General features: G+C 69.8%; 18 protein-coding genes. 1 reads left to right on the top strand and 17 read right to left on the bottom strand.

From position 1 onward, the window contains the following. Nucleotides 1–138: 138 nt before the first annotated feature. The 12 genes from coaBC to pyrR all read right to left on the bottom strand — a co-directional run bounded on the left by coaBC (nucleotide 139) and on the right by pyrR (nucleotide 13,058). Nucleotides 139–1,341, bottom strand: a complete 1,203-nt coding sequence (gene coaBC, locus AQI70_RS26360) for a bifunctional phosphopantothenoylcysteine decarboxylase/phosphopantothenate--cysteine ligase CoaBC (protein WP_062154324.1) — start codon at nucleotides 1,339–1,341, stop codon at nucleotides 139–141. A gap of 105 nt (nucleotides 1,342–1,446) precedes the next feature. Then, nucleotides 1,447–1,719, bottom strand: a complete 273-nt coding sequence (rpoZ, locus tag AQI70_RS26365; RefSeq protein ID WP_003988945.1) for a DNA-directed RNA polymerase subunit omega — start codon at nucleotides 1,717–1,719, stop codon at nucleotides 1,447–1,449. A gap of 79 nt (nucleotides 1,720–1,798) precedes the next feature. Next, nucleotides 1,799–2,356 (bottom strand): guanylate kinase, encoded by a 558-nt coding sequence (gene gmk, locus AQI70_RS26370; RefSeq protein WP_062154327.1) that lies wholly within the window; start codon nucleotides 2,354–2,356, stop codon nucleotides 1,799–1,801. Between the two features lie 59 nt (nucleotides 2,357–2,415). Next, nucleotides 2,416–2,739, bottom strand: coding sequence for an integration host factor (locus AQI70_RS26375; RefSeq protein WP_003977346.1), 324 nt, complete (start codon nucleotides 2,737–2,739; stop codon nucleotides 2,416–2,418). A gap of 288 nt (nucleotides 2,740–3,027) precedes the next feature. Then, the gene (pyrF, locus tag AQI70_RS26380) at nucleotides 3,028–3,873 is read right to left on the bottom strand and encodes an orotidine-5'-phosphate decarboxylase (RefSeq protein ID WP_062154329.1); all 846 of its coding nucleotides are present in this window, start codon (nucleotides 3,871–3,873) and stop codon (nucleotides 3,028–3,030) included. Continuing rightward, a complete protein-coding gene (locus tag AQI70_RS26385; RefSeq protein WP_062154331.1) occupies nucleotides 3,870–4,985 on the bottom strand; it encodes a quinone-dependent dihydroorotate dehydrogenase in 1,116 nt (371 codons plus the stop codon). Before AQI70_RS26385 ends, pyrF begins: the two co-directional genes overlap by 4 nt. Nucleotides 4,986–5,068: 83 nt before the next feature. Then, the gene (gene carB / locus AQI70_RS26390) at nucleotides 5,069–8,377 is read right to left on the bottom strand and encodes a carbamoyl-phosphate synthase large subunit (protein WP_062154333.1); all 3,309 of its coding nucleotides are present in this window, start codon (nucleotides 8,375–8,377) and stop codon (nucleotides 5,069–5,071) included. Next, the gene (gene carA / locus AQI70_RS26395) at nucleotides 8,370–9,527 is read right to left on the bottom strand and encodes a glutamine-hydrolyzing carbamoyl-phosphate synthase small subunit (RefSeq protein ID WP_062154335.1); all 1,158 of its coding nucleotides are present in this window, start codon (nucleotides 9,525–9,527) and stop codon (nucleotides 8,370–8,372) included. Before carA ends, carB begins: the two co-directional genes overlap by 8 nt. Next, nucleotides 9,524–10,117, bottom strand: coding sequence for a PH-like domain-containing protein (locus tag AQI70_RS26400; RefSeq protein WP_208607448.1), 594 nt, complete (start codon nucleotides 10,115–10,117; stop codon nucleotides 9,524–9,526). The genes carA and AQI70_RS26400 overlap by 4 nt, the downstream gene beginning before the upstream one ends. After that, nucleotides 10,114–11,400 carry a dihydroorotase gene (locus AQI70_RS26405; RefSeq protein ID WP_062154337.1) on the bottom strand — a complete coding sequence of 429 codons (1,287 nt, stop codon included), beginning with the start codon at nucleotides 11,398–11,400 and terminating at the stop codon, nucleotides 10,114–10,116. Before AQI70_RS26405 ends, AQI70_RS26400 begins: the two co-directional genes overlap by 4 nt. Before the next feature lie 5 nt (nucleotides 11,401–11,405). Further along, nucleotides 11,406–12,383, bottom strand: a complete 978-nt coding sequence (locus AQI70_RS26410) for an aspartate carbamoyltransferase catalytic subunit (RefSeq protein WP_062154339.1) — start codon at nucleotides 12,381–12,383, stop codon at nucleotides 11,406–11,408. Between the two features lie 102 nt (nucleotides 12,384–12,485). Next, a complete protein-coding gene (gene pyrR, locus AQI70_RS26415; RefSeq protein WP_062154342.1) occupies nucleotides 12,486–13,058 on the bottom strand; it encodes a bifunctional pyr operon transcriptional regulator/uracil phosphoribosyltransferase PyrR in 573 nt (190 codons plus the stop codon). A gap of 254 nt (nucleotides 13,059–13,312) precedes the next feature. Here pyrR and bldD point away from each other — a divergent pair, with 254 nt between their 5' ends. Continuing rightward, a complete protein-coding gene (gene bldD, locus AQI70_RS26420; RefSeq protein WP_062154343.1) occupies nucleotides 13,313–13,816 on the top strand; it encodes a transcriptional regulator BldD in 504 nt (167 codons plus the stop codon). Between the two features lie 170 nt (nucleotides 13,817–13,986). Here bldD and nusB read toward each other — a convergent pair whose 3' ends face one another. The 5 genes from nusB to AQI70_RS26445 all read right to left on the bottom strand — a co-directional run. After that, complete coding sequence (gene nusB / locus AQI70_RS26425) at nucleotides 13,987–14,421, bottom strand: transcription antitermination factor NusB (protein WP_062154346.1); 435 nt, start codon at nucleotides 14,419–14,421, stop codon at nucleotides 13,987–13,989. Between the two features lie 2 nt (nucleotides 14,422–14,423). After that, the gene (gene efp, locus AQI70_RS26430; protein ID WP_004002689.1) at nucleotides 14,424–14,990 is read right to left on the bottom strand and encodes an elongation factor P; all 567 of its coding nucleotides are present in this window, start codon (nucleotides 14,988–14,990) and stop codon (nucleotides 14,424–14,426) included. A 52-nt stretch (nucleotides 14,991–15,042) separates the two neighbouring features. After that, nucleotides 15,043–16,149 carry an aminopeptidase P family protein gene (locus AQI70_RS26435; protein WP_062154348.1) on the bottom strand — a complete coding sequence of 369 codons (1,107 nt, stop codon included), beginning with the start codon at nucleotides 16,147–16,149 and terminating at the stop codon, nucleotides 15,043–15,045. A 192-nt stretch (nucleotides 16,150–16,341) separates the two neighbouring features. Next, nucleotides 16,342–17,256, bottom strand: coding sequence for a Pro-rich N-terminal domain-containing protein (locus tag AQI70_RS26440; protein WP_079051511.1), 915 nt, complete (start codon nucleotides 17,254–17,256; stop codon nucleotides 16,342–16,344). 169 nt (nucleotides 17,257–17,425) lie between these two features. Then, the coding region (locus AQI70_RS26445; protein WP_063801619.1) for a 3-dehydroquinate synthase family protein at nucleotides 17,426–18,083 on the bottom strand (658 nt) is incomplete at its 5' end.

Below are 18,083 nucleotides of genomic sequence, written 5' to 3' on the forward strand. Positions count from 1 at the left end.
GCGGACCCCCTGTCTCGCCTCTCGGGAGCGCTGTGACCTGCGGCACGGGCATTCTGCCCAATGCCAAGCGCCCTTGGCCAGGGGCGCCACGCCCGAATCGGGCAAGACTGGGGAGAAGCCCAGAGCACCGCGAACATGTCAGCGCAGTCTTCGCGCCACGAGGTCCCACACCGTCTCGGCCAGGGCCTCCTTGGGTCCGTGCGGTACGGGTGTCTCGCTGCCGTCGGCGCCCAGGACGACCGCCTCGTTCTCCTCGGAGCCGAAGGTCTTGCTCTCCCCCACCTCGTTCACCACGAGGAGGTCGCACCCCTTGCGTTCCAGCTTCTTACGGCCGTTGGCCAGGACGTCGTCGGTCTCGGCGGCGAAGCCGACGATCACCTGGCCGGGGCGGGCGCGGTCGGCCGAGATCTCCGCGAGGATGTCCGGATTGCGCACCAGGACGATGGGGTCGGGGTCCTGGCCGTCCTGCTTCTTGATCTTTCCGGCGGCGTACGTCGCCGGGCGGAAGTCGGCGACCGCCGCCGCCATCACCACCGCGTCGGCGTCCTGGGCCGCCTTCAGCACCGCGTCCCGCAGCTGGACGGCCGTGCCGATCCGCACGACGTCCACGCCCGCCGGGTCGGGCAGCCCGGTGTTCGCCGCGACCAGTGTGACCCGGGCGCCCCGTGCGGCGGCGGTGCGAGCGAGGGCGTAGCCCTGCTTGCCGGAGGAGCGGTTGCCGAGGAAGCGGACCGGGTCCAGGGGCTCGCGCGTGCCGCCGGCGCTGACGACGACGTGCCTGCCCTTGAGGTCCGGCTCGGCGACACCCCGGGCCAGTACGCGGCGGCAGACCTCGAAGATCTCCGCGGGCTCGGGTAGCCGGCCCTTGCCGGTGTCGACACCGGTGAGGCGGCCGACGGCGGGCTCGATGACGACGGCGCCGCGCCGACGCAGCGTCGCCACGTTCTCCTGGGTGGCCGGGTGCTCCCACATCTCCGTATGCATGGCGGGCGCGAAGACCACCGGGCAGCGGGCGGTGAGCAGGGTGTTGGTCAGGAGGTCGTCGGCGAGGCCGTGCGCCGCCTTGGCGAGCGTGTCCGCCGTGGCCGGGGCGACGACCACCAGATCGGCGTGCTGACCGATGCGGACGTGGGGGACCTCGTGAACGTCGTCCCAGACCTCCGTCGAGACGGGGTTGCCGGACAGGGCCGACCATGTCGCGGCGCCGACGAAGTGCAGCGCGGAGGCGGTGGGTACCACGCGGACGTCATGACCGGACTCCGTGAGCCTGCGCAGCAGCTCACAGGCCTTGTACGCGGCAATGCCGCCGCTGACGCCCAGAACGACCTTCGGCTTGTCCACCGTCTCTCCCCGCCATCGGAACCGTGTGACTCCATCACACACCACAGGCCCGGCAGTCGCGCTGCCGGGCCTGTGGAAAAGTCAGCTGCAAGCTGTAAATCGTACTTACTGCGCCGGGCCTTCAACGGCCTCGGACGTCAGCAGACCCGCGTTGATCTCGCGCAGGGCGATCGAGAGCGGCTTCTCGTGGACGTGGGTGTCGACGAGCGGACCGACGTACTCAAGGAGACCCTCACCGAGCTGCGAGTAGTACGCGTTGATCTGGCGGGCCCGCTTGGCCGCGTAGATCACGAGGCTGTACTTCGAGTCGGTGGCCTCGAGGAGCTCGTCGATCGGCGGGTTGATGATGCCCTCGGGCGCGGAGATGGAAGAGGACACGCTCTACCTTCCGATGGATGGGAAAGATTCAGTGCGAATGATCGAGCCGGAACGATCGGGGACGATCACAAAGGCACGATCACACAACGTCCATCAAGGCTAGCAGCTCGCGCGCCACGTCCTCGACGGAGGTGTTGACCAAGGTCACGTCGAACTCCGGCTCGGCCGCCAGCTCGATCTTCGCCGCCTCCAGGCGGCGCTCGATCACCTCGGGCGGCTCGGTGCCACGTCCGGTGAGTCTGCGCACGAGCTCCTCCCAGGAGGGAGGAGCCAGGAACACCAGCTGGGCCTCGGCCATGGACTCACGGACCTGGCGCGCGCCCTGGAGGTCGATCTCCAGGAGCACGGGCTCGCCCGCCTCCAGCCGCTCCAGCACGGCCGCACGCGGCGTGCCGTAGCGGTTGCCGGCGAACTCGGCCCACTCCAGCAGCTCGCCGTTGGCGATCAGCTTGTCCATCTCGTCGTCGGTGACGAAGAAGTAGTGGACTCCGTGCTGCTCGCCGGGGCGGGGCTTGCGGGTCGTCGCCGACACCGAGAGCCAGACCTCGGGGTGTTCCTTGCGCATATGGGCGACGACCGTGCTCTTGCCGACCCCGGAGGGGCCGGAGAGCACGGTCAGCCGCGGACGTTCACTCATGCAGCGATTATTCCAGCAATCCCGGAGTGCCCGGGACTCCAGGTCCGAAGTGCCCGGACTCAGGAGCCGGTGCTGCCGAACTCACGCTCCAGGGAAGCGATCTGGTTGGAGCCGAGGCCACGCACGCGGCGGCTCTCGGAGATACCGAGTCGCTCCATGATCTGCTTGGCGCGGACCTTGCCCACGCCCGGCAGGGACTCGAGCAGGGCGGAGACCTTCATCTTGCCGATGACGTCGTTCTCCTGGCCCTGCTTGATGACCTCGTGAAGGGAGGCGCCGGAGTGCTTGAGTCGATTCTTGACCTCGGCCCGCTCCCGGCGAGCCGCGGCGGCCTTTTCGAGCGCGGCTGCGCGCTGTTCAGGGGTAAGGGGCGGAAGAGCCACGCCTACGTCACCTCGGATGTTGAACTGTCGGATACGGACCGGTGAGGAACCTAGTCGCCCCACACCTGGGGAGCTACGAGCAACACGCTTTGCCCGTTCACTCTCGTCGGAGACTAGCGGCCAAGTCCGCCAGAGTCAGCGAGAACAGCGGAAAAGTCCTGGTCAGCCTCCGTCAGGCCGGACATTTAGGACATAATGCCCCGGATTTGAGGATGTATTCAGACTCAAGTCGACCCCGAGCCACTCATCGGAGGACTCATGGAACGGCGCGAAGGCCTCCGACGGCGATCAGTCGACCGACACAGCGGCCCGGACCTCATCGGCGAAGCGTGACGCGGCGTCACGCAGCGCGACGACGTCGGGGCCGTGCCGCAGCACGCCCCGGCTGACGTTCGGGACGACGTTGCGCACCGCCGCGCCGAAGACCCGGGGAAGATCGGCCGGCGTGGCCCCCTGGGCCCCGATGCCGGGCGCGAGGAGCGGACCGTTGATGTCGAGGTCGTACGAGGACAGGTCGCCGAGCGTGGCGCCGACGACCGCCCCGAAGGACCCCAAGGGCTCCTCCCCCGCGTTCTCGACGGCCAGGTGGCCCAGCATCGTCGCGCCGACGTTCCGGCCGTCCGCGCGGATCGCGTGCTGGACCTCGCCGCCCTCCGGGTTCGAGGTGAGCGCGAGCACGAACAGGCCGGTGCCGCTCTCGCGGGCCAGCGCGACGGCCGGCGAGAGCGAGCCGTAGCCGAGATACGGCGAGACCGTCAGCGCGTCCGAGAACAGCGGGGAGTCCTTGTGGAGGAAGGACTCGGCGTACGCGGCCATGGTCGAGCCGATGTCGCCGCGCTTGGCGTCCATCACGACCAGCGCACCGGCCGCCCGCGCCTCCTGGACCGACTTCTCCAGTACGGCGACGCCGCGCGAGCCGAAGCGCTCGAAGAACGCGCTCTGGGGCTTGAGCACGGCGACCCGGCCGGCCATCGCCTCGACGACCGTACGGCTGAACCGCTCCAGGCCGGCCACGTCGTCGTTCAGGCCCCACTCGGCGAGCAGGGACGCGTGCGGGTCGATGCCGACGCACAGGGGGCCGCGCTCGTCCATGGCGCGGCGCAGGCGTGCGCCGAAGGGCTCCAGAGCGGTCATGCGGCTTCCCTTGCCTTCCTGACGTCGGCGCCGACGGCGTCGGCGAGGGTGGCGTAGGGGCTGGTGCGCAGGCGTGCGGCGAGCCCCTTGTGGATCGCGCGGCCCCAGAAGGGACCCTCGTAGACGAAGGCGCTGTAGCCCTGCACCAGCGTCGCGCCGGCCAGGATGCGCTGCCAGGCGTCCTCGGCGTTCTCGATTCCGCCGACGCCCACGAGGGTGATCCGGTCGCCCACGCGCGCGTACAGGCGCCGCAGCACCTCCAGGGAGCGCGCCTTCAGGGGTGCGCCGGAGAGACCGCCGGTCTCCTTGACCAGAGAGGATTCGGATTTCAAACCGAGCCCCTCGCGAGCGATGGTGGTGTTGGTGGCGATGATCCCGTCCAGACCCAGCTCGACGGCCAGGTCGGCGACCGCGTCGACGTCCTCGTCGGCGAGGTCCGGTGCGATCTTCACGAGCAGCGGCACCCGGCGGCCGGGCACCGTACGGTCGGCGGCCTCGCGGACGGCGCTCAGCAGGGGGCGCAGTGCCTCCGTGGCCTGGAGGTTGCGCAGGCCGGGGGTGTTCGGCGAGGAGACGTTGACCACCAGGTAGTCGGCGTACGGCGCGAGCCGCTCGGTCGACTTCACGTAGTCACCGACGGCCTCCGCCTCCGGGACGACCTTGGTCTTGCCGATGTTGACGCCCACCACGGTCTTGAAGACGGGCGTACGGGAGGCCAGACGGGCCGCGACGGCCAGTGAGCCCTCGTTGTTGAAGCCCATGCGGTTGATCAGTGCCCGGTCCTGCACGAGCCGGAAGAGCCGCTTCTTCGGGTTGCCCGGCTGCGCCTCCCCGGTGACCGTGCCGATCTCGACGTGGTCGAAGCCGAGCATCGACATCCCGTCGATGGCGACCGCGTTCTTGTCGAAGCCGGCCGCCAGCCCGAACGGCCCGTGCATGCGCAGCCCGAAGGCCTCGGTGCGCAGTTCCTTGTAGCGGGGCGCGAGCGCGGCCGCGACGAAGGTGCGCAGCACGGGGATCCCGACGGCGAGTCGGATCCAGCGGAACGCCAGGTGGTGGGCCTGCTCCGGGTCCATCCGTTTGAAAACCAGACGGAAGAAAAGCTTGTACATCTCGGGTGTCCTCAGGGTCCTGATGAGGAGTGGTGTCCTCATGCAGAGGGGGACACCGTTTCCGGTGTCCCCCTCGTCGGCTGCTAGTCGCGGGCCGCGGTCAGGTGTTCCGCGTGTTCCTGGAGCGAACGGACGCCCACGTCACCGTGGTTGAGGGCGTCGATGCCCTGGACGGCGGCGGCGAGCGCCTGCACGGTCGTCAGGCAGGGCACCGACCGCGCCACGGCCGCCGTACGGATGTCGTAGCCGTCGAGGCGGCCTCCGGTGCCGTACGGGGTGTTGACGATGAGGTCGACCTCGCCGTCGTGGATGAGCTGGACGATGGTCTTCTCGCCGTTCGGGCCGGTGCCCTCGGACTGCTTGCGCACGACCGTGGCGTTGATGCCGTTGCGCTTGAGCACCTCGGCCGTGCCGGACGTGGCGAGCAACTCGAAGCCGTGGGCGACCAGTTCACGCGCCGGGAAGATCATCGAGCGCTTGTCGCGGTTGGCGACCGAGATGAAGGCGCGGCCCTTGGTGGGCAGCGGGCCGTAGGCGCCCGCCTGCGACTTGGCGTACGCCGTGCCGAAGACGTTGTCGATGCCCATGACCTCGCCGGTGGAACGCATCTCCGGGCCGAGGACGGTGTCAACGCCGCGGCCGTGGATGTCGCGGAAGCGCGACCACGGCATGACGGCCTCCTTGACGGAGATCGGCGCGTCGAGCGGGAGTTCACCACCGTCGCCGTGGGCCGGAAGCAGCCCCTCCGCCCGCAGTTCGGCGATGGTCGCGCCCAGCGAGATCCGGGCGGCGGCCTTCGCCAGCGGCACCGCGGTCGCCTTCGAGGTGAAGGGGACCGTACGGGACGCGCGCGGGTTGGCCTCCAGGACGTACAGGATGTCGCCCGCCATCGCGAACTGGATGTTGATCAGGCCGCGCACCCCGACACCGCGCGCGATGGCCTCCGTGGAGGCCCGCAGGCGCTTGATGTCGAAGCCGCCCAGCGTGATCGGCGGCAGCGCGCACGCCGAGTCGCCGGAGTGGATGCCGGCCTCCTCGATGTGCTCCATGACGCCGCCGAGGTAGAGCTCCTCGCCGTCGTAGAGGGCGTCGACGTCGATTTCGATCGCGTCGTCGAGGAACCGGTCGACGAGGACCGGCCGCGAGGGGCTGATCTCGGTCGACTCGGCGATGTACGACTCCAGGCGCGCCTCGTCGTACACGATCTCCATGCCGCGTCCGCCGAGCACGTACGACGGCCGCACCAGGACCGGGTAGCCGATCTCGTCGGCGATGGCCTTGGCCTCGGCGAAGGTGGTGGCGGTGCCGTGCTTGGGGGCCGGGAGGCCGGCCTCCTTGAGGACCTGGCCGAAGGCGCCGCGGTCCTCTGCGGCGTGGATGGCCTCCGGGGAGGTGCCGACGATCCGCACGCCGTTGTCCTTCAGCGCCTGCGCCAGACCCAGCGGCGTCTGACCACCGAGCTGGACCACCACACCGGCGATCGGGCCGGCCTGCGCCTCCGCGTGGACGATCTCCAGCACGTCTTCGAGCGTCAGCGGCTCGAAGTACAGGCGGTCGGAGGTGTCGTAGTCCGTGGAGACGGTCTCCGGGTTGCAGTTGACCATCACGGTCTCGAACCCGGCGTCGCTCAGCGCGAAGGAGGCGTGGACACAGGAGTAGTCGAACTCGATGCCCTGGCCGATGCGGTTGGGGCCGGAGCCCAGGATGATCACCGCGGGCTTCTCACGCTGCGCGACCTCGGTCTCCTCGTCGTAGGAGGAGTAGAAGTACGGCGTCTTGGCCGCGAACTCGGCGGCGCAGGTGTCGACCGTCTTGTAAACCGGACGGATGCCGAGCGCGTGCCGCACCTCGCGCACGACGTCCTCGCGCAGCCCGCGGATCTCGCCGATCTGCTGGTCGGAGAAGCCGTGCCGCTTGGCCTCGGCGAGCAGGTCGGAGGTCAGTTCCGGCGCCTCGGCGAGCTCGTCGGCGATCTCCTTGATGAGGAAGAGCTGGTCGACGAACCAGGGGTCGATCTTCGTGTACTCGAAGACCTCCTCCGGCGTGGCACCCGCGCGGATGGCCTGCATGACCGCGTTGATACGGCCGTCGGTGGGCCGTACGGCCTGGCGCAGCAGCTCCTCCTTGTCGCCGGGGTCGCCGACGAAGGTGAACTGGCTGCCCTTCTTCTCCAGCGAGCGCAGCGCCTTCTGGAAGGCCTCGGTGAAGTTGCGGCCGATCGCCATGGCCTCGCCGACCGACTTCATGGTGGTGGTGAGAGTCGAGTCGGCGGACGGGAACTTCTCGAAGGCGAAGCGCGGGGCCTTGACGACCACGTAGTCGAGGGTCGGCTCGAAGGAGGCCGGGGTCTCCTGCGTGATGTCGTTCGGGATCTCGTCGAGGGTGTAGCCGACGGCGAGCTTGGCGGCGATCTTGGCGATCGGGAAGCCGGTCGCCTTGGAGGCGAGCGCCGAGGAGCGGGAGACGCGCGGGTTCATCTCGATGACGATGACCCGGCCGTCCTCGGGGTTGACCGCGAACTGGATGTTGCAGCCGCCGGTGTCGACGCCGACCTCGCGGATGATCGCGATGCCGACGTCGCGCAGCACCTGGTACTCGCGGTCGGTGAGCGTCATCGCGGGCGCGACGGTGATCGAGTCACCGGTGTGCACGCCCATGGGGTCGAAGTTCTCGATGGAGCAGACGACCACGACGTTGTCGTTCTTGTCGCGCATCAGCTCCAGCTCGTACTCCTTCCAGCCGAGGATGGACTCCTCCAGGAGCACCTCGGTGGTCGGGGAGAGCGTGAGGCCCTGGCCGGCGATGCGGCGCAGCTCCTCCTCGTCGTGGGCGAAGCCGGAGCCGGCGCCGCCCATGGTGAAGGAGGGGCGCACGACGACCGGGTAGCCGCCGAGCGTCTCGACGCCCCCGAGGACGTCGTCCATGGAGTGGCAGATCACGGACCGGGCGGACTCGCCGTGCCCGATCTTCTTGCGGACCTCCTCCACGACCTCCTTGAACAGGTCGCGGTCCTCGCCCTTGTGGATCGCCTCGACGTTGGCGCCGATCAGCTCGACGCCGTACTTCTCCAGGACGCCGTTCTCGTGCAGCGAGATGGCGGTGTTGAGCGCCGTCTGGCCGCCCAGGGTGGGCAGGAGCGCGTCCGGGCGCTCCTTGGCGATGATCTTCTCGACGAACTCGGGGGTGATCGGCTCGACGTAGGTGGCGTCGGCGATCTCCGGGTCGGTCATGATCGTCGCCGGGTTGGAGTTCACGAGGATGACCCGCAGGCCCTCGGCCTTCAGGACCCGGCACGCCTGCGTGCCGGAGTAGTCGAACTCGGCGGCCTGGCCGATGACGATCGGGCCGGAGCCGATGACCAGGACGGACTGGATATCGGTGCGCTTAGGCACGCTGGCCCTCCATCAGGGATACGAAGCGGTCGAACAGGTAGGCGGCGTCGTGCGGACCCGCGGCTGCTTCGGGGTGGTACTGGACGCTGAAAGCCGGCTTGTCGAGGAGCTGGAGGCCCTCCACCACGTTGTCGTTGAGGCAGACGTGGGAGACCTCGGCGCGGCCGTAGGGGGTGTCGGAGACCTTGTCGGTCGGGGCGTCCACGGCGAAGCCGTGGTTGTGCGCGGTGACCTCGACCTTGCCGGTCGTACGGTCCTGCACCGGCTGGTTGATGCCGCGGTGGCCGTACTTCAGCTTGTAGGTGCCGAAGCCGAGCGCGCGCCCCAGGATCTGGTTGCCGAAGCAGATGCCGAAGAGCGGGGTGCCGCGCTCCAGGACCGCCTGCATGACGGAGACCGGGTGGTCGGCGGTGGCCGGGTCGCCGGGGCCGTTGGAGAAGAACACGCCGTCCGGGTTGACCGCGTAGACGTCCTCGACGCTCGCCGTGGCCGGCAGCACGTGCACCTCGATGCCGCGCTCGGCCATGCGGTGCGGGGTCATGCCCTTGATGCCGAGGTCGACGGCGGCGACGGTGAACTTCTTCTCGCCGATCGCGGGGACGACGTACGGCTCCTTGGTGGCGACCTCGGCGGAGAGGTCGGCGCCCTTCATCTCGGGGGCCTGGCGCACCTCGGCGAGCATGGTGCCCTCGTCGGGCAGCGCGTTGCCGGAGAAGATGCCGACGCGCATGGCGCCGCGCTCGCGCAGATGGCGGGTCAGCGCGCGCGTGTCGATGCCGGAGATCCCGACGACGCCCTGGTGGCGCAGTTCCTCGTCCAGCGAGCGCCTGGCGCGCCAGTTGGACGGCACGCGCGCGGGGTCGCGCACGACGTAGCCGGCGACCCAGATCTGCTTGGACTCGGGATCCTCGTCGTTGACGCCGGTGTTGCCGACGTGCGGGGCCGTCATCACGACGACCTGGCGGTGGTACGACGGGTCGGTGAGGGTCTCCTGGTAGCCGGTCATGCCGGTGGAGAACACGGCCTCGCCGAAGGTCACCCCCACGGCCCCGTAGGCACGGCCGCGGAAGATCCGGCCGTCCTCCAGGACGAGTACGGCGGGAGCCGCCTTGTGCCTCTGCGAGGCGGTCCCCTGGTTGGAGGTCGTCATCGTTCGGCGCCTTCCGTGCTGTTGGTGTTGATCATGGAGTTAATGACGTCGACCCACTCGTTGTGCTCCGCCGCGTGGTCCGAGCGGAACCCCGAGTCGATCAGCCTGTCGCCGTGCGCCCAGGTCACCACGAGCAGGCCTCCCTCGGTCAGGACCTTGCCGGCGATGCCCTTGTCGAGCCGGGCCTCGCGCAACTGTGCGGCCGGGACGAAGAAGTCGGTCGCGCCGGGGCGTACGACGTCAAGGCCCGCGTCCGTCAGGGTGAGCTCGACCCGGCTGCGGGTGCCGAGGCCGTGCGCCACGATGCGGTCCAGCCACTGACCTGCGGTGGTGGAGCCGTGGTAGCGGCCGCTCATGCTCAGTCTCGCCGGGCCGGGGTCGTCCGGCGCGCTGGGCAGCTCGGGCAGGTCGCCCTGGAGGGTGCCGCGCCATTTCCAGCCCTCGCGCATCAGCCAGTAGACGAGCGCGACGAAGAGGGCGAGGCCGACGACCCAGCCGATGCGGGCGGCCCAGTCGGTCACTTCGGCCGACTTCTGTTCGGCCGCGAGCTGGGCACCGAATCCGGTCGCGAGCAGTGTTGCAGGTGTCACGTGAGCTTCCCGTCGACGAGCGTGGCCTTGCCCCGGAGCCACGTGTGGGTGACACGGCCCGGCAGCTCACGCCCCTCGTACGGAGTGTTGCGGCTGCGCGAGGCGAAGCCCGCGGGGTCCACGGAGCCACGGTATTCCGTGTCGACGAGCGTGAGGTTGGCGGGCTCACCAGCCGAGACGGGACGGCCGTGGTCCTTGGCCTGCCCGATCTCGGCGGGCTTGAAGGACATGCGCTCGGCGACCCCGGCCCAGGTGAGGAGCCCGGTGTCCACCATGGTCTCCTGCACCACTGACAACGCGGTCTCCAGGCCCACCATCCCCATGGCGGCCGCGGCCCACTCGCAGTCCTTGTCCTCGTGCGGGTGCGGGGCGTGGTCGGTGGCGACGATGTCGATCGTGCCGTCGGCGAGCGCCTCGCGCAGCGCCATCACGTCACGCTCGGTGCGCAGCGGCGGGTTCACCTTGTAGACCGGGTTGTACGTGCGGACCAGCTCGTCGGTGAGGAGCAGGTGGTGCGGGGTGACCTCGGCGGTGACGTCGATGCCCCGGGACTTGGCCCAGCGGACGATCTCGACCGAGCCCGCGGTCGACAGATGGCAGATGTGGACGCGCGAGCCGACGTGCTCGGCGAGCAGGACATCCCGGGCGATGATCGATTCTTCGGCCACCGCGGGCCAGCCACCGAGCCCCAGCTCGGCTGAGACGACGCCCTCGTTCATCTGGGCGCCCTCGGTCAGCCGCGGCTCCTGCGCGTGCTGGGCGATGACGCCGCCGAAGGCCTTCACGTACTCCAGCGCGCGCCGCATGATCACGGCGTCGTCGACGCACTTGCCGTCGTCGGAGAAGACGGTGACGCCGGCCGCCGACTCGTGCATGGCGCCGAGCTCCGCGAGCTTCCTGCCCTCCAGGCCGACGGTGACGGCGCCGATGGGCTGCACATCGCAGTAGCCGTGCTCCTGGCCGAGCCGGTAGACCTGCTCGACCACGCCGGCGGTGTCGGCGACCGGGAAGGTGTTGGCCATGGCGAACACGGCGGTGTAGCCACCGCCGGCCGCCGCGCGCGTGCCGGTCAGCACGGTCTCGGAGTCCTCGCGGCCGGGCTCGCGCAGGTGGGTGTGCAGGTCGACCAGGCCCGGCAGGAGCACCTTGCCGCCGGCTTCGACGACCTCGGCGCCCTCCGCGCTCAGACCGGTGCCGACCTCGGCGATGGTCTCGCCGTCGATCAGGACGTCCTGCGGCTCGCCGCCGAGCACCTTCGCACCACGGATCAGGATCTTGCTCATCTGTCTTACTTCTCCTCGGTACGGGTGGGGGTGACGGCGGGCTCGTTTCCACCGAGCAGCAGGTACAGAACGGCCATCCGGATGGAGACTCCGTTTGCGACCTGCTCGATGGCGGTGCAGCGCTCGGAGTCGGCGACCTCGGCGGTGATCTCCATGCCTCGGACCATCGGGCCGGGGTGCATCACGATGGCGTGCTCGGGCATCCTCGCCATGCGCTCGCCGTCCAGGCCGTAACGCCGCGAGTACTCGCGCTCGGTCGGGAAGAAGGCGGCGTTCATGCGCTCGCGCTGCACGCGCAGCATCATCACCGCGTCGGTCTTGGACAGCGCGCTGTCGAGGTCGTACGACACCTCGCAGGGCCAGGTCTCGACGCCGACCGGCACCAGGGTCGGCGGGGCGACGAGGGTGACCTCCGCGCCGAGGGTGTGCAGCAGGTCGACGTTGGAGCGGGCGACGCGGCTGTGCAGGACGTCGCCGACGATCGTGATGCGCTTGCCGGCGAGGTCCTGGCCGATCCCGGCGTCCCGGCCGACCAGCCGGCGGCGCATCGTGAAGGCGTCCAGCAGGGCCTGGGTGGGGTGCTGGTGGGTGCCGTCACCGGCGTTGATGACGGCCGCGTCGATCCAGCCGGAGTTGGCGAGGCGGTACGGGGCTCCGGAGGCGCCGTGCCGGATGACGACGGCATCGACGCCCATGGCCTCCAGGGTCTGGGCGGTGTCCTTCAGGGACTCGCCCTTGGACACGCTCGATCCCTTGGCGGAGAAGTTGATGACGTCCGCGGACAGCCGCTTCTCGGCGGCCTCGAAGGAGATACGGGTGCGCGTGGAGTCCTCGAAGAAGAGGTTCACGACGGTGCGGCCGCGCAGGGTCGGCAGCTTCTTGATCGGCCGGTCGGCGACCCGGGCCATCTCCTCGGCGGTGTCGAGGATCTGGACGGCGTCGTCGCGGGTGAGGTCGGCGGCCGAGATGAGATGACGCTGCATCTGTCAGGCTCCGTAAGGCAGTTAATTCGTGAGAATTGGGGCAGACGGGTGCGCACGAGGGCGCGCTGAGCGGGCGTACGACAGCGGCGTACGCCTCGGGCGCTACTGGGCGGTCTGCTTGGCGCCGAGCAGTACGGTGTCGCGACCGTCCTCCTCGGCGAGCTGGACCTTGACCGTCTCCCGCAACGACGTGGGGAGGTTCTTGCCGACGTAGTCGGCGCGGATGGGCAGTTCGCGGTGGCCGCGGTCGACGAGGACCGCGAGCTGGACCGCGCGCGGACGGCCGATGTCGTTCAGGGCGTCCAGGGCGGCGCGGATGGTGCGGCCGGAGAAGAGGACGTCGTCGACGAGGACGACCAGGCGGCCGTCGATGCCGTCACCGGGGATCTCGGTGCGGGCCAGCGCACGCGGCGGGTGCATGCGCAGGTCGTCGCGGTACATGGTGATGTCGAGCGAGCCGACCGGGATCTTGCGCTCGGTGATCTGCTCCAGCTTGGCGGCGAGCCGCTGGGCGAGGAAGACGCCGCGGGTCGGAATGCCGAGGAGCACCACGTCGTCGGCGCCCTTGGCGCGTTCGACGATCTCGTGGGCGATGCGGGTCAACACCCGCGCGATGTCAGGGCCTTCGAGAACGGGCCGGGCATCGGACGCTTCAGTGTCCTGCTGCCTGTCCATACGAAAGGGACCTCCTTCTCCGCCTCACGGGACGGACCTTAAAGGACGTCTGGTTTGCGCCATCCACCGTAGCAGGTCGAGGAGACCCCACCGTTCACCCGGTTGGCCTAATCGGCCACCGATAGCACGGAAGCGTCGGTGTGGACCATTCGGCTTGACGCGCCAGAGTAACGCTGCGTAACCTCACAGTGAGTTACCAGCCGCGCGGCCTGGAAACCAAGCCAGTCGCGTCGACACAGTGTCCGGGGAGCCATATGTCCAGCGAATACGCCAAACAGCTCGGGGCCAAGCTCCGGGCCATCCGCACCCAGCAGGGCCTTTCCCTCCACGGTGTCGAGGAGAAGTCCCAGGGACGCTGGAAGGCCGTCGTGGTCGGTTCGTACGAGCGCGGCGACCGTGCCGTGATCGTGCAGCGCCTCGCCGAGCTGGCGGATTTCTACGGCGTTCCGGTGCAGGAGCTGCTGCCGGGCACCACCCCGGGCGGCGCCGCCGAGCCGCCGCCGAAGCTGGTCCTGGACCTGGAGCGACTGGCCCACGTACCTGCCGAGAAGGCGGGTCCCCTGCAGCGCTATGCGGCGACCATCCAGTCGCAGCGCGGTGACTACAACGGCAAGGTGCTCTCGATCCGCCAGGACGACCTGCGCACACTCGCCGTCATCTATGACCAGTCGCCCTCGGTCCTCACCGAGCAGCTGATCAGCTGGGGCGTGCTGGACGCGGACGCGCGTCGCGCGGTCTCCCACGCCGAGGAGAGCTGAGCGCTCCACCCTTGCGCCGACTCAGCAGAAACGTGCCGCCGGGGTGGCCGGAACTTTGCGGTTCCGGCCACCCCGGCGGCGTTCTGCGGGCCTGAAGGGGCCCCTGCGTACCAGAACGCCGGAGGGCCCGCAGCATCCCCGCTGCGGGCCCTCCGGCGATCTCGGAACCTTTACGCTTCCTCGCGACGCAGCGAGGGCTTGAGGTCCTTGAGCCGGCCGAGCAGACCGTTGACGAACGAGGGCGACTCGTCCGTCGAGAACTCCTTGGCCAGCTGCACCATCTCGTCGAGCACGACCGCGTCCGGCGTCTCGTCGACCCAGATCAGCTCGTAGGCGCCGAGGCGCAGGATGTTGCGGTCCACGACCGGCATCCGGTCGAGCGTCCAGCCGACGGAGTACTGGGCGATCAGCTCGTCGATCCGCCTCGCGCGCTCGGCGTAGCCCTCGACCAGCTGCATCGTGTACTCGCTCACCGGCGGCTGCCGGGTGTCGCCCCGGGAGAGCCGGATCCAGTCCGCGAGGACGGTCAGGACGTCGGCGCCGCGCTGGTCGCCCTCGAAGAGGATCTGGAAGGCGCGCTTGCGGGCCGTGTTGCGGGCAGCCACGGTTAGCTGTTCACCCGGCCGAGGTAGTCGCTCGTACGGGTGTCGACCTTGATCTTCTCACCGGTGGTGATGAAGAGCGGGACCTGGATCTGGTGGCCGGTCTCCAGCGTGGCGGGCTTGGTGCCGCCGGTGGAGCGGTCGCCCTGGACGCCCGGCTCGGTCTCGGCGATGGTCAGCTCGACGGCGGCCGGCAGCTCGACGAAGAGCACCTCGCCCTCGTGCTGGGCGACGGTGGCCGTGAAGCCCTCGACGAGGAAGTTGGCGGCGTCGGCGACCGTCTTGCGGTCGATGTGGAGCTGGTCGTAGGTCTCCATGTCCATGAAGACGAAGTAGTCGCCGTCCATGTAGGAGAACTGCATGTCGCGCTTGTCGACGGTGGCCGTCTCGACCTTCACGCCGGCGTTGAAGGTCTTGTCGACGACCTTCCCGGACAGCACGTTCTTGAGCTTGGTGCGCACGAAGGCCGGGCCCTTGCCGGGCTTGACGTGCTGGAACTCGACGACGGACCAGAGCTGGCCGCCTTCGAGCTTGAGCACCATGCCGTTCTTGAGGTCGTTCGTGGAAGCCACGGTTGCGGAATCTCCTGGACTGACGTGGACGACCCCGGGGGCACGCACCTGCCTATAGTGCGAGCAGCTCCTTGGTCGTGATGGTGAGTAGCTCGGGTCCGCCGTCCGCCTCGGGGCGGACGACGAGCGTGTCATCGATCCGGACGCCGCCCCGGCCCGGGAGGTGGACCCCCGGTTCGACGGTGACCGGCACGCAAGCGTCCAGTTTACCCATGGCCGCGGGAGCCAACTGCGGGTCCTCGTCGATTTCGAGTCCGACGCCATGGCCGGTGAGGGCGGGCAGGCCCTCGTGGTACCCGGCGGAGTCCAGCACCTGACGTGCGGCGCGGTCCACATCACGGTAGGCGGTGCCGGGCGCCAGGGCCTCCCGTCCGGCGCGCTGGGCAGCGAAGACGAGGTCGTACAGCTCGATCTGCCAGTCGGCGGGGGACGTACCGATGACGAAGGTACGGCCGATCTCGCACCGGTAGCCGCGGTACGTGGCCCCCAGGCAGACGGAGAGGAAGTCGCCCTCCTCGACGCGGCGGTCGGTGGGCCGGTGGCCGCGTCTGCCGGAGTTCGGGCCGGTGGCGACGGAGGTGGGGAAGGCGGGGCCGTCGGCACCGTGATCGACGAGGCGGCGTTCGAGTTCGAGGCCGAGATGGCGTTCGGTGCGGCCGACGAGGATGGATTCGAGCAGTTCCCCGAGCGCTTGGTCGGCGATCTCTGCCCCGATCCTGAGGCAGGAGATCTCCTCCTCGTCCTTGACGACTCTGAGCTGCTCCACGGCTCCGCCGAGATCGGCGAGGCGCAGGCGCGGGACGACCGAGCGGATGGCTCTGTGCCGGGCCACGGTGAGGTGGTGTTCCTCCACCGCGAGGGAGTCCCCGCCCTGCGCCGCCGCCAGGTCGGCCGCGGCCACGGCGGGGTCGCCTCCGGCGCCGGGGAGGGTGTGGATGCGCAGCGCCTCGTCCGGGCGGCCGTCGGCGGGGCGGCCGTCGGGCGGACCTACGCACACGAGCAGATCTTCGGTCTTGCCGAGGAGCAGCACAGCGCCCCGCGGGGCGGCGCCCGCGAGGTAGCGGACGTTTGCGGGGCGGGAGATCAGCGCGGCTTGGCTGCCGCCGGCGTTGCAGCGATCCCTCAACCGGGCTCGGCGAGCCTCGTACACCTCTGACATGACCCGAGCGTAAGAGCTCCGCGGGGTTGGCGCCGGTTGGGGGCGTCTGAGTGGGCGGTGCCTGGATTGTGGGGGTTGATGGTGGTGCCGCTCGGGGGACGGGGTGCCGCGCGAGGTTGTTTGCCGTCTGCGGGTTCGTGGGGGCTTGTCGCGCAGTTCCCCGCGCCCCTCAGGGACGTCCACTCACCTTGGCTACCACTTCGGTGGGCTGGCGATCGAGCGGGCCAGTACGTCGTCCAGGACCTGGGCCGTCTGAGGGACGTCGAGCTGGGAGTTGTCGATGATCGGGAGGCCCGAGCCGTACCAGCCCGCCATGCGGCCGTGGATGCGGGCGACCTCCTCGTCGGTGAGGCGGCGGTTGCCGGTGCGTTCGGCGTTGCGCTCCAGGACTATCTCCAGGCCCGGGAGCAGGACGACCGGGAGCAGACCGGGGCCCACGTGGCGCTTCCAACCGCCGAGGCCGACCACCGGGCGGTCGGGGAAGACCGCGTCGTCGAGGATGCACGAGATGCCGTTGGCCAGGAAGTTGCGTGCCGCGAAGCCGCAGGTGCGGCGGGCGAGGCGGTACTGGGCCTCGGAGTTGTCGTTCCACCCGGACTGGGGGTCGGCGAAGCCCGAGCGGACCCATTCGCGTACGTCATCGAGGCTGATGTGGGCCGTGGGGACCCGGCGGTGGTCCGCCCAGTACTTGGCGACGCTCGTCTTGCCGGCCCCCGCCGGCCCGATGAGCAGCACCGCGATGGTCGTGGCCGTCGGGTCGGGTACCGCCGCGGCGGGCGCGCTGCTCGGCATGGCGACGGGGCCGCCGGGCGGCAGCGGTACATGGCCCGTGGTCTCGGGCGCCGGCGGGGCCGGGACGTGCTGCGGCGCGGGTGCGGGAGGTGGTGCGAAGCCCGGTGCGGGGGGCGGCGGCGGCACGGGTGCGGATCCGTGGTGCGGGGCGGGACCCTGGTGCTGCGTGGGTCCCTGATGCTGGGCGGGTCCTTGATGCTGGGCGGGTCCCTGGTGCGCGCCCGGGTGGTGGGAACCCGGTTGTTGTGCGGCCGGCGACCAGCCGTGCCCCGACTGGTGGGGCGGCGGCAGCGGAGAACCCACTGCGTGCTGCATCCGGTGCCACTCCGTCTCGTCTTCCATGGCCATTGGCGCTGGCAGCAGGGCACTTACCCCGCTCGCTACGGAACGGTACCGCCCCCGGCCACCGTTTGGTGAACGGCCGGAGGCGGTCCGAAGTGCCCATTGCCACAGGCGAATCGGACGGAAGGGCGGTTCGCTGGACTTACTGGCCGACTTCGCCGTACGCGGCGAGGAGCACGGCCGGGTCCGGCCCTTCCAGCACGGTCGGCTTGGCCAGACCGTCCAGCACGATGAACCGCAGCAGATCACCACGGGACTTCTTGTCGACCTTCATCGTCTCCAGCAGCCTGGGCCACTGGTCGTAGCGGTAGTGCAGCGGCAGACCGACCGATTCGAGGATCGTGCGGTGCCGGTCGGCCGTCGCATCGTCCAACCGCCCGGCGAGACGGCCGAGTTCGGCGGCGAAGTGCATGCCCACCGAGACCGCGGCACCGTGCCGCCACTGGTAGCGCTCGTTCTTCTCGATCGCGTGACCCAGCGTGTGCCCGTAGTTGAGGATTTCCCGCAGACCCGACTCCTTCAGATCCGCCGAGACCACCTCCGCCTTGACCCGGATGGACCGCTCGATCAGCTCCGCCGTGTGCGGACCCGCCGGAGTCCGTGCGGCCTGCGGATCGGCCTCGATCAGCTCCAGGATCCGCGGATCCGCGATGAACCCCGCCTTGATGATCTCCGCCAGACCCGACACGTAGTCATTGACCGGGAGCGACTCCAGCGCCGCCAGGTCACACAGCACACCCGCCGGCGGATGGAAAGCACCCACGAGGTTCTTGCCCTCGGCCGTGTTGATGCCGGTCTTG

Source organism: Streptomyces curacoi, from assembly GCF_001513975.1.
GTDB classification, from domain to species: Bacteria; Actinomycetota; Actinomycetes; order Streptomycetales; family Streptomycetaceae; genus Streptomyces; species Streptomyces curacoi.

What these genes read in the sequence shown, in the direction of transcription:
- gmk (WP_062154327.1), bottom strand. Translation starts at nt 2,356, where the DNA reads ATGAGTGAACGTCCGCGGCTGACCGTGCTCTCCGGCCCCTCCGGGGTC.
- pyrF (WP_062154329.1), bottom strand. Translation starts at nt 3,873, where the DNA reads ATGACCGCTCTGGAGCCCTTCGGCGCACGCCTGCGCCGCGCCATGGAC.
- AQI70_RS26385 (WP_062154331.1), bottom strand. Translation starts at nt 4,985, where the DNA reads ATGTACAAGCTTTTCTTCCGTCTGGTTTTCAAACGGATGGACCCGGAG.
- carA (WP_062154335.1), bottom strand. Translation starts at nt 9,527, where the DNA reads ATGACGACCTCCAACCAGGGGACCGCCTCGCAGAGGCACAAGGCGGCT.
- AQI70_RS26405 (WP_062154337.1), bottom strand. Translation starts at nt 11,400, where the DNA reads ATGAGCAAGATCCTGATCCGTGGTGCGAAGGTGCTCGGCGGCGAGCCG.
- AQI70_RS26410 (WP_062154339.1), bottom strand. Translation starts at nt 12,383, where the DNA reads ATGCAGCGTCATCTCATCTCGGCCGCCGACCTCACCCGCGACGACGCC.
- pyrR (WP_062154342.1), bottom strand. Translation starts at nt 13,058, where the DNA reads ATGGACAGGCAGCAGGACACTGAAGCGTCCGATGCCCGGCCCGTTCTC.
- bldD (WP_062154343.1), top strand. Translation starts at nt 13,313, where the DNA reads ATGTCCAGCGAATACGCCAAACAGCTCGGGGCCAAGCTCCGGGCCATC.
- AQI70_RS26435 (WP_062154348.1), bottom strand. Translation starts at nt 16,149, where the DNA reads ATGTCAGAGGTGTACGAGGCTCGCCGAGCCCGGTTGAGGGATCGCTGC.
- AQI70_RS26440 (WP_079051511.1), bottom strand. Translation starts at nt 17,256, where the DNA reads ATGCAGCACGCAGTGGGTTCTCCGCTGCCGCCGCCCCACCAGTCGGGG.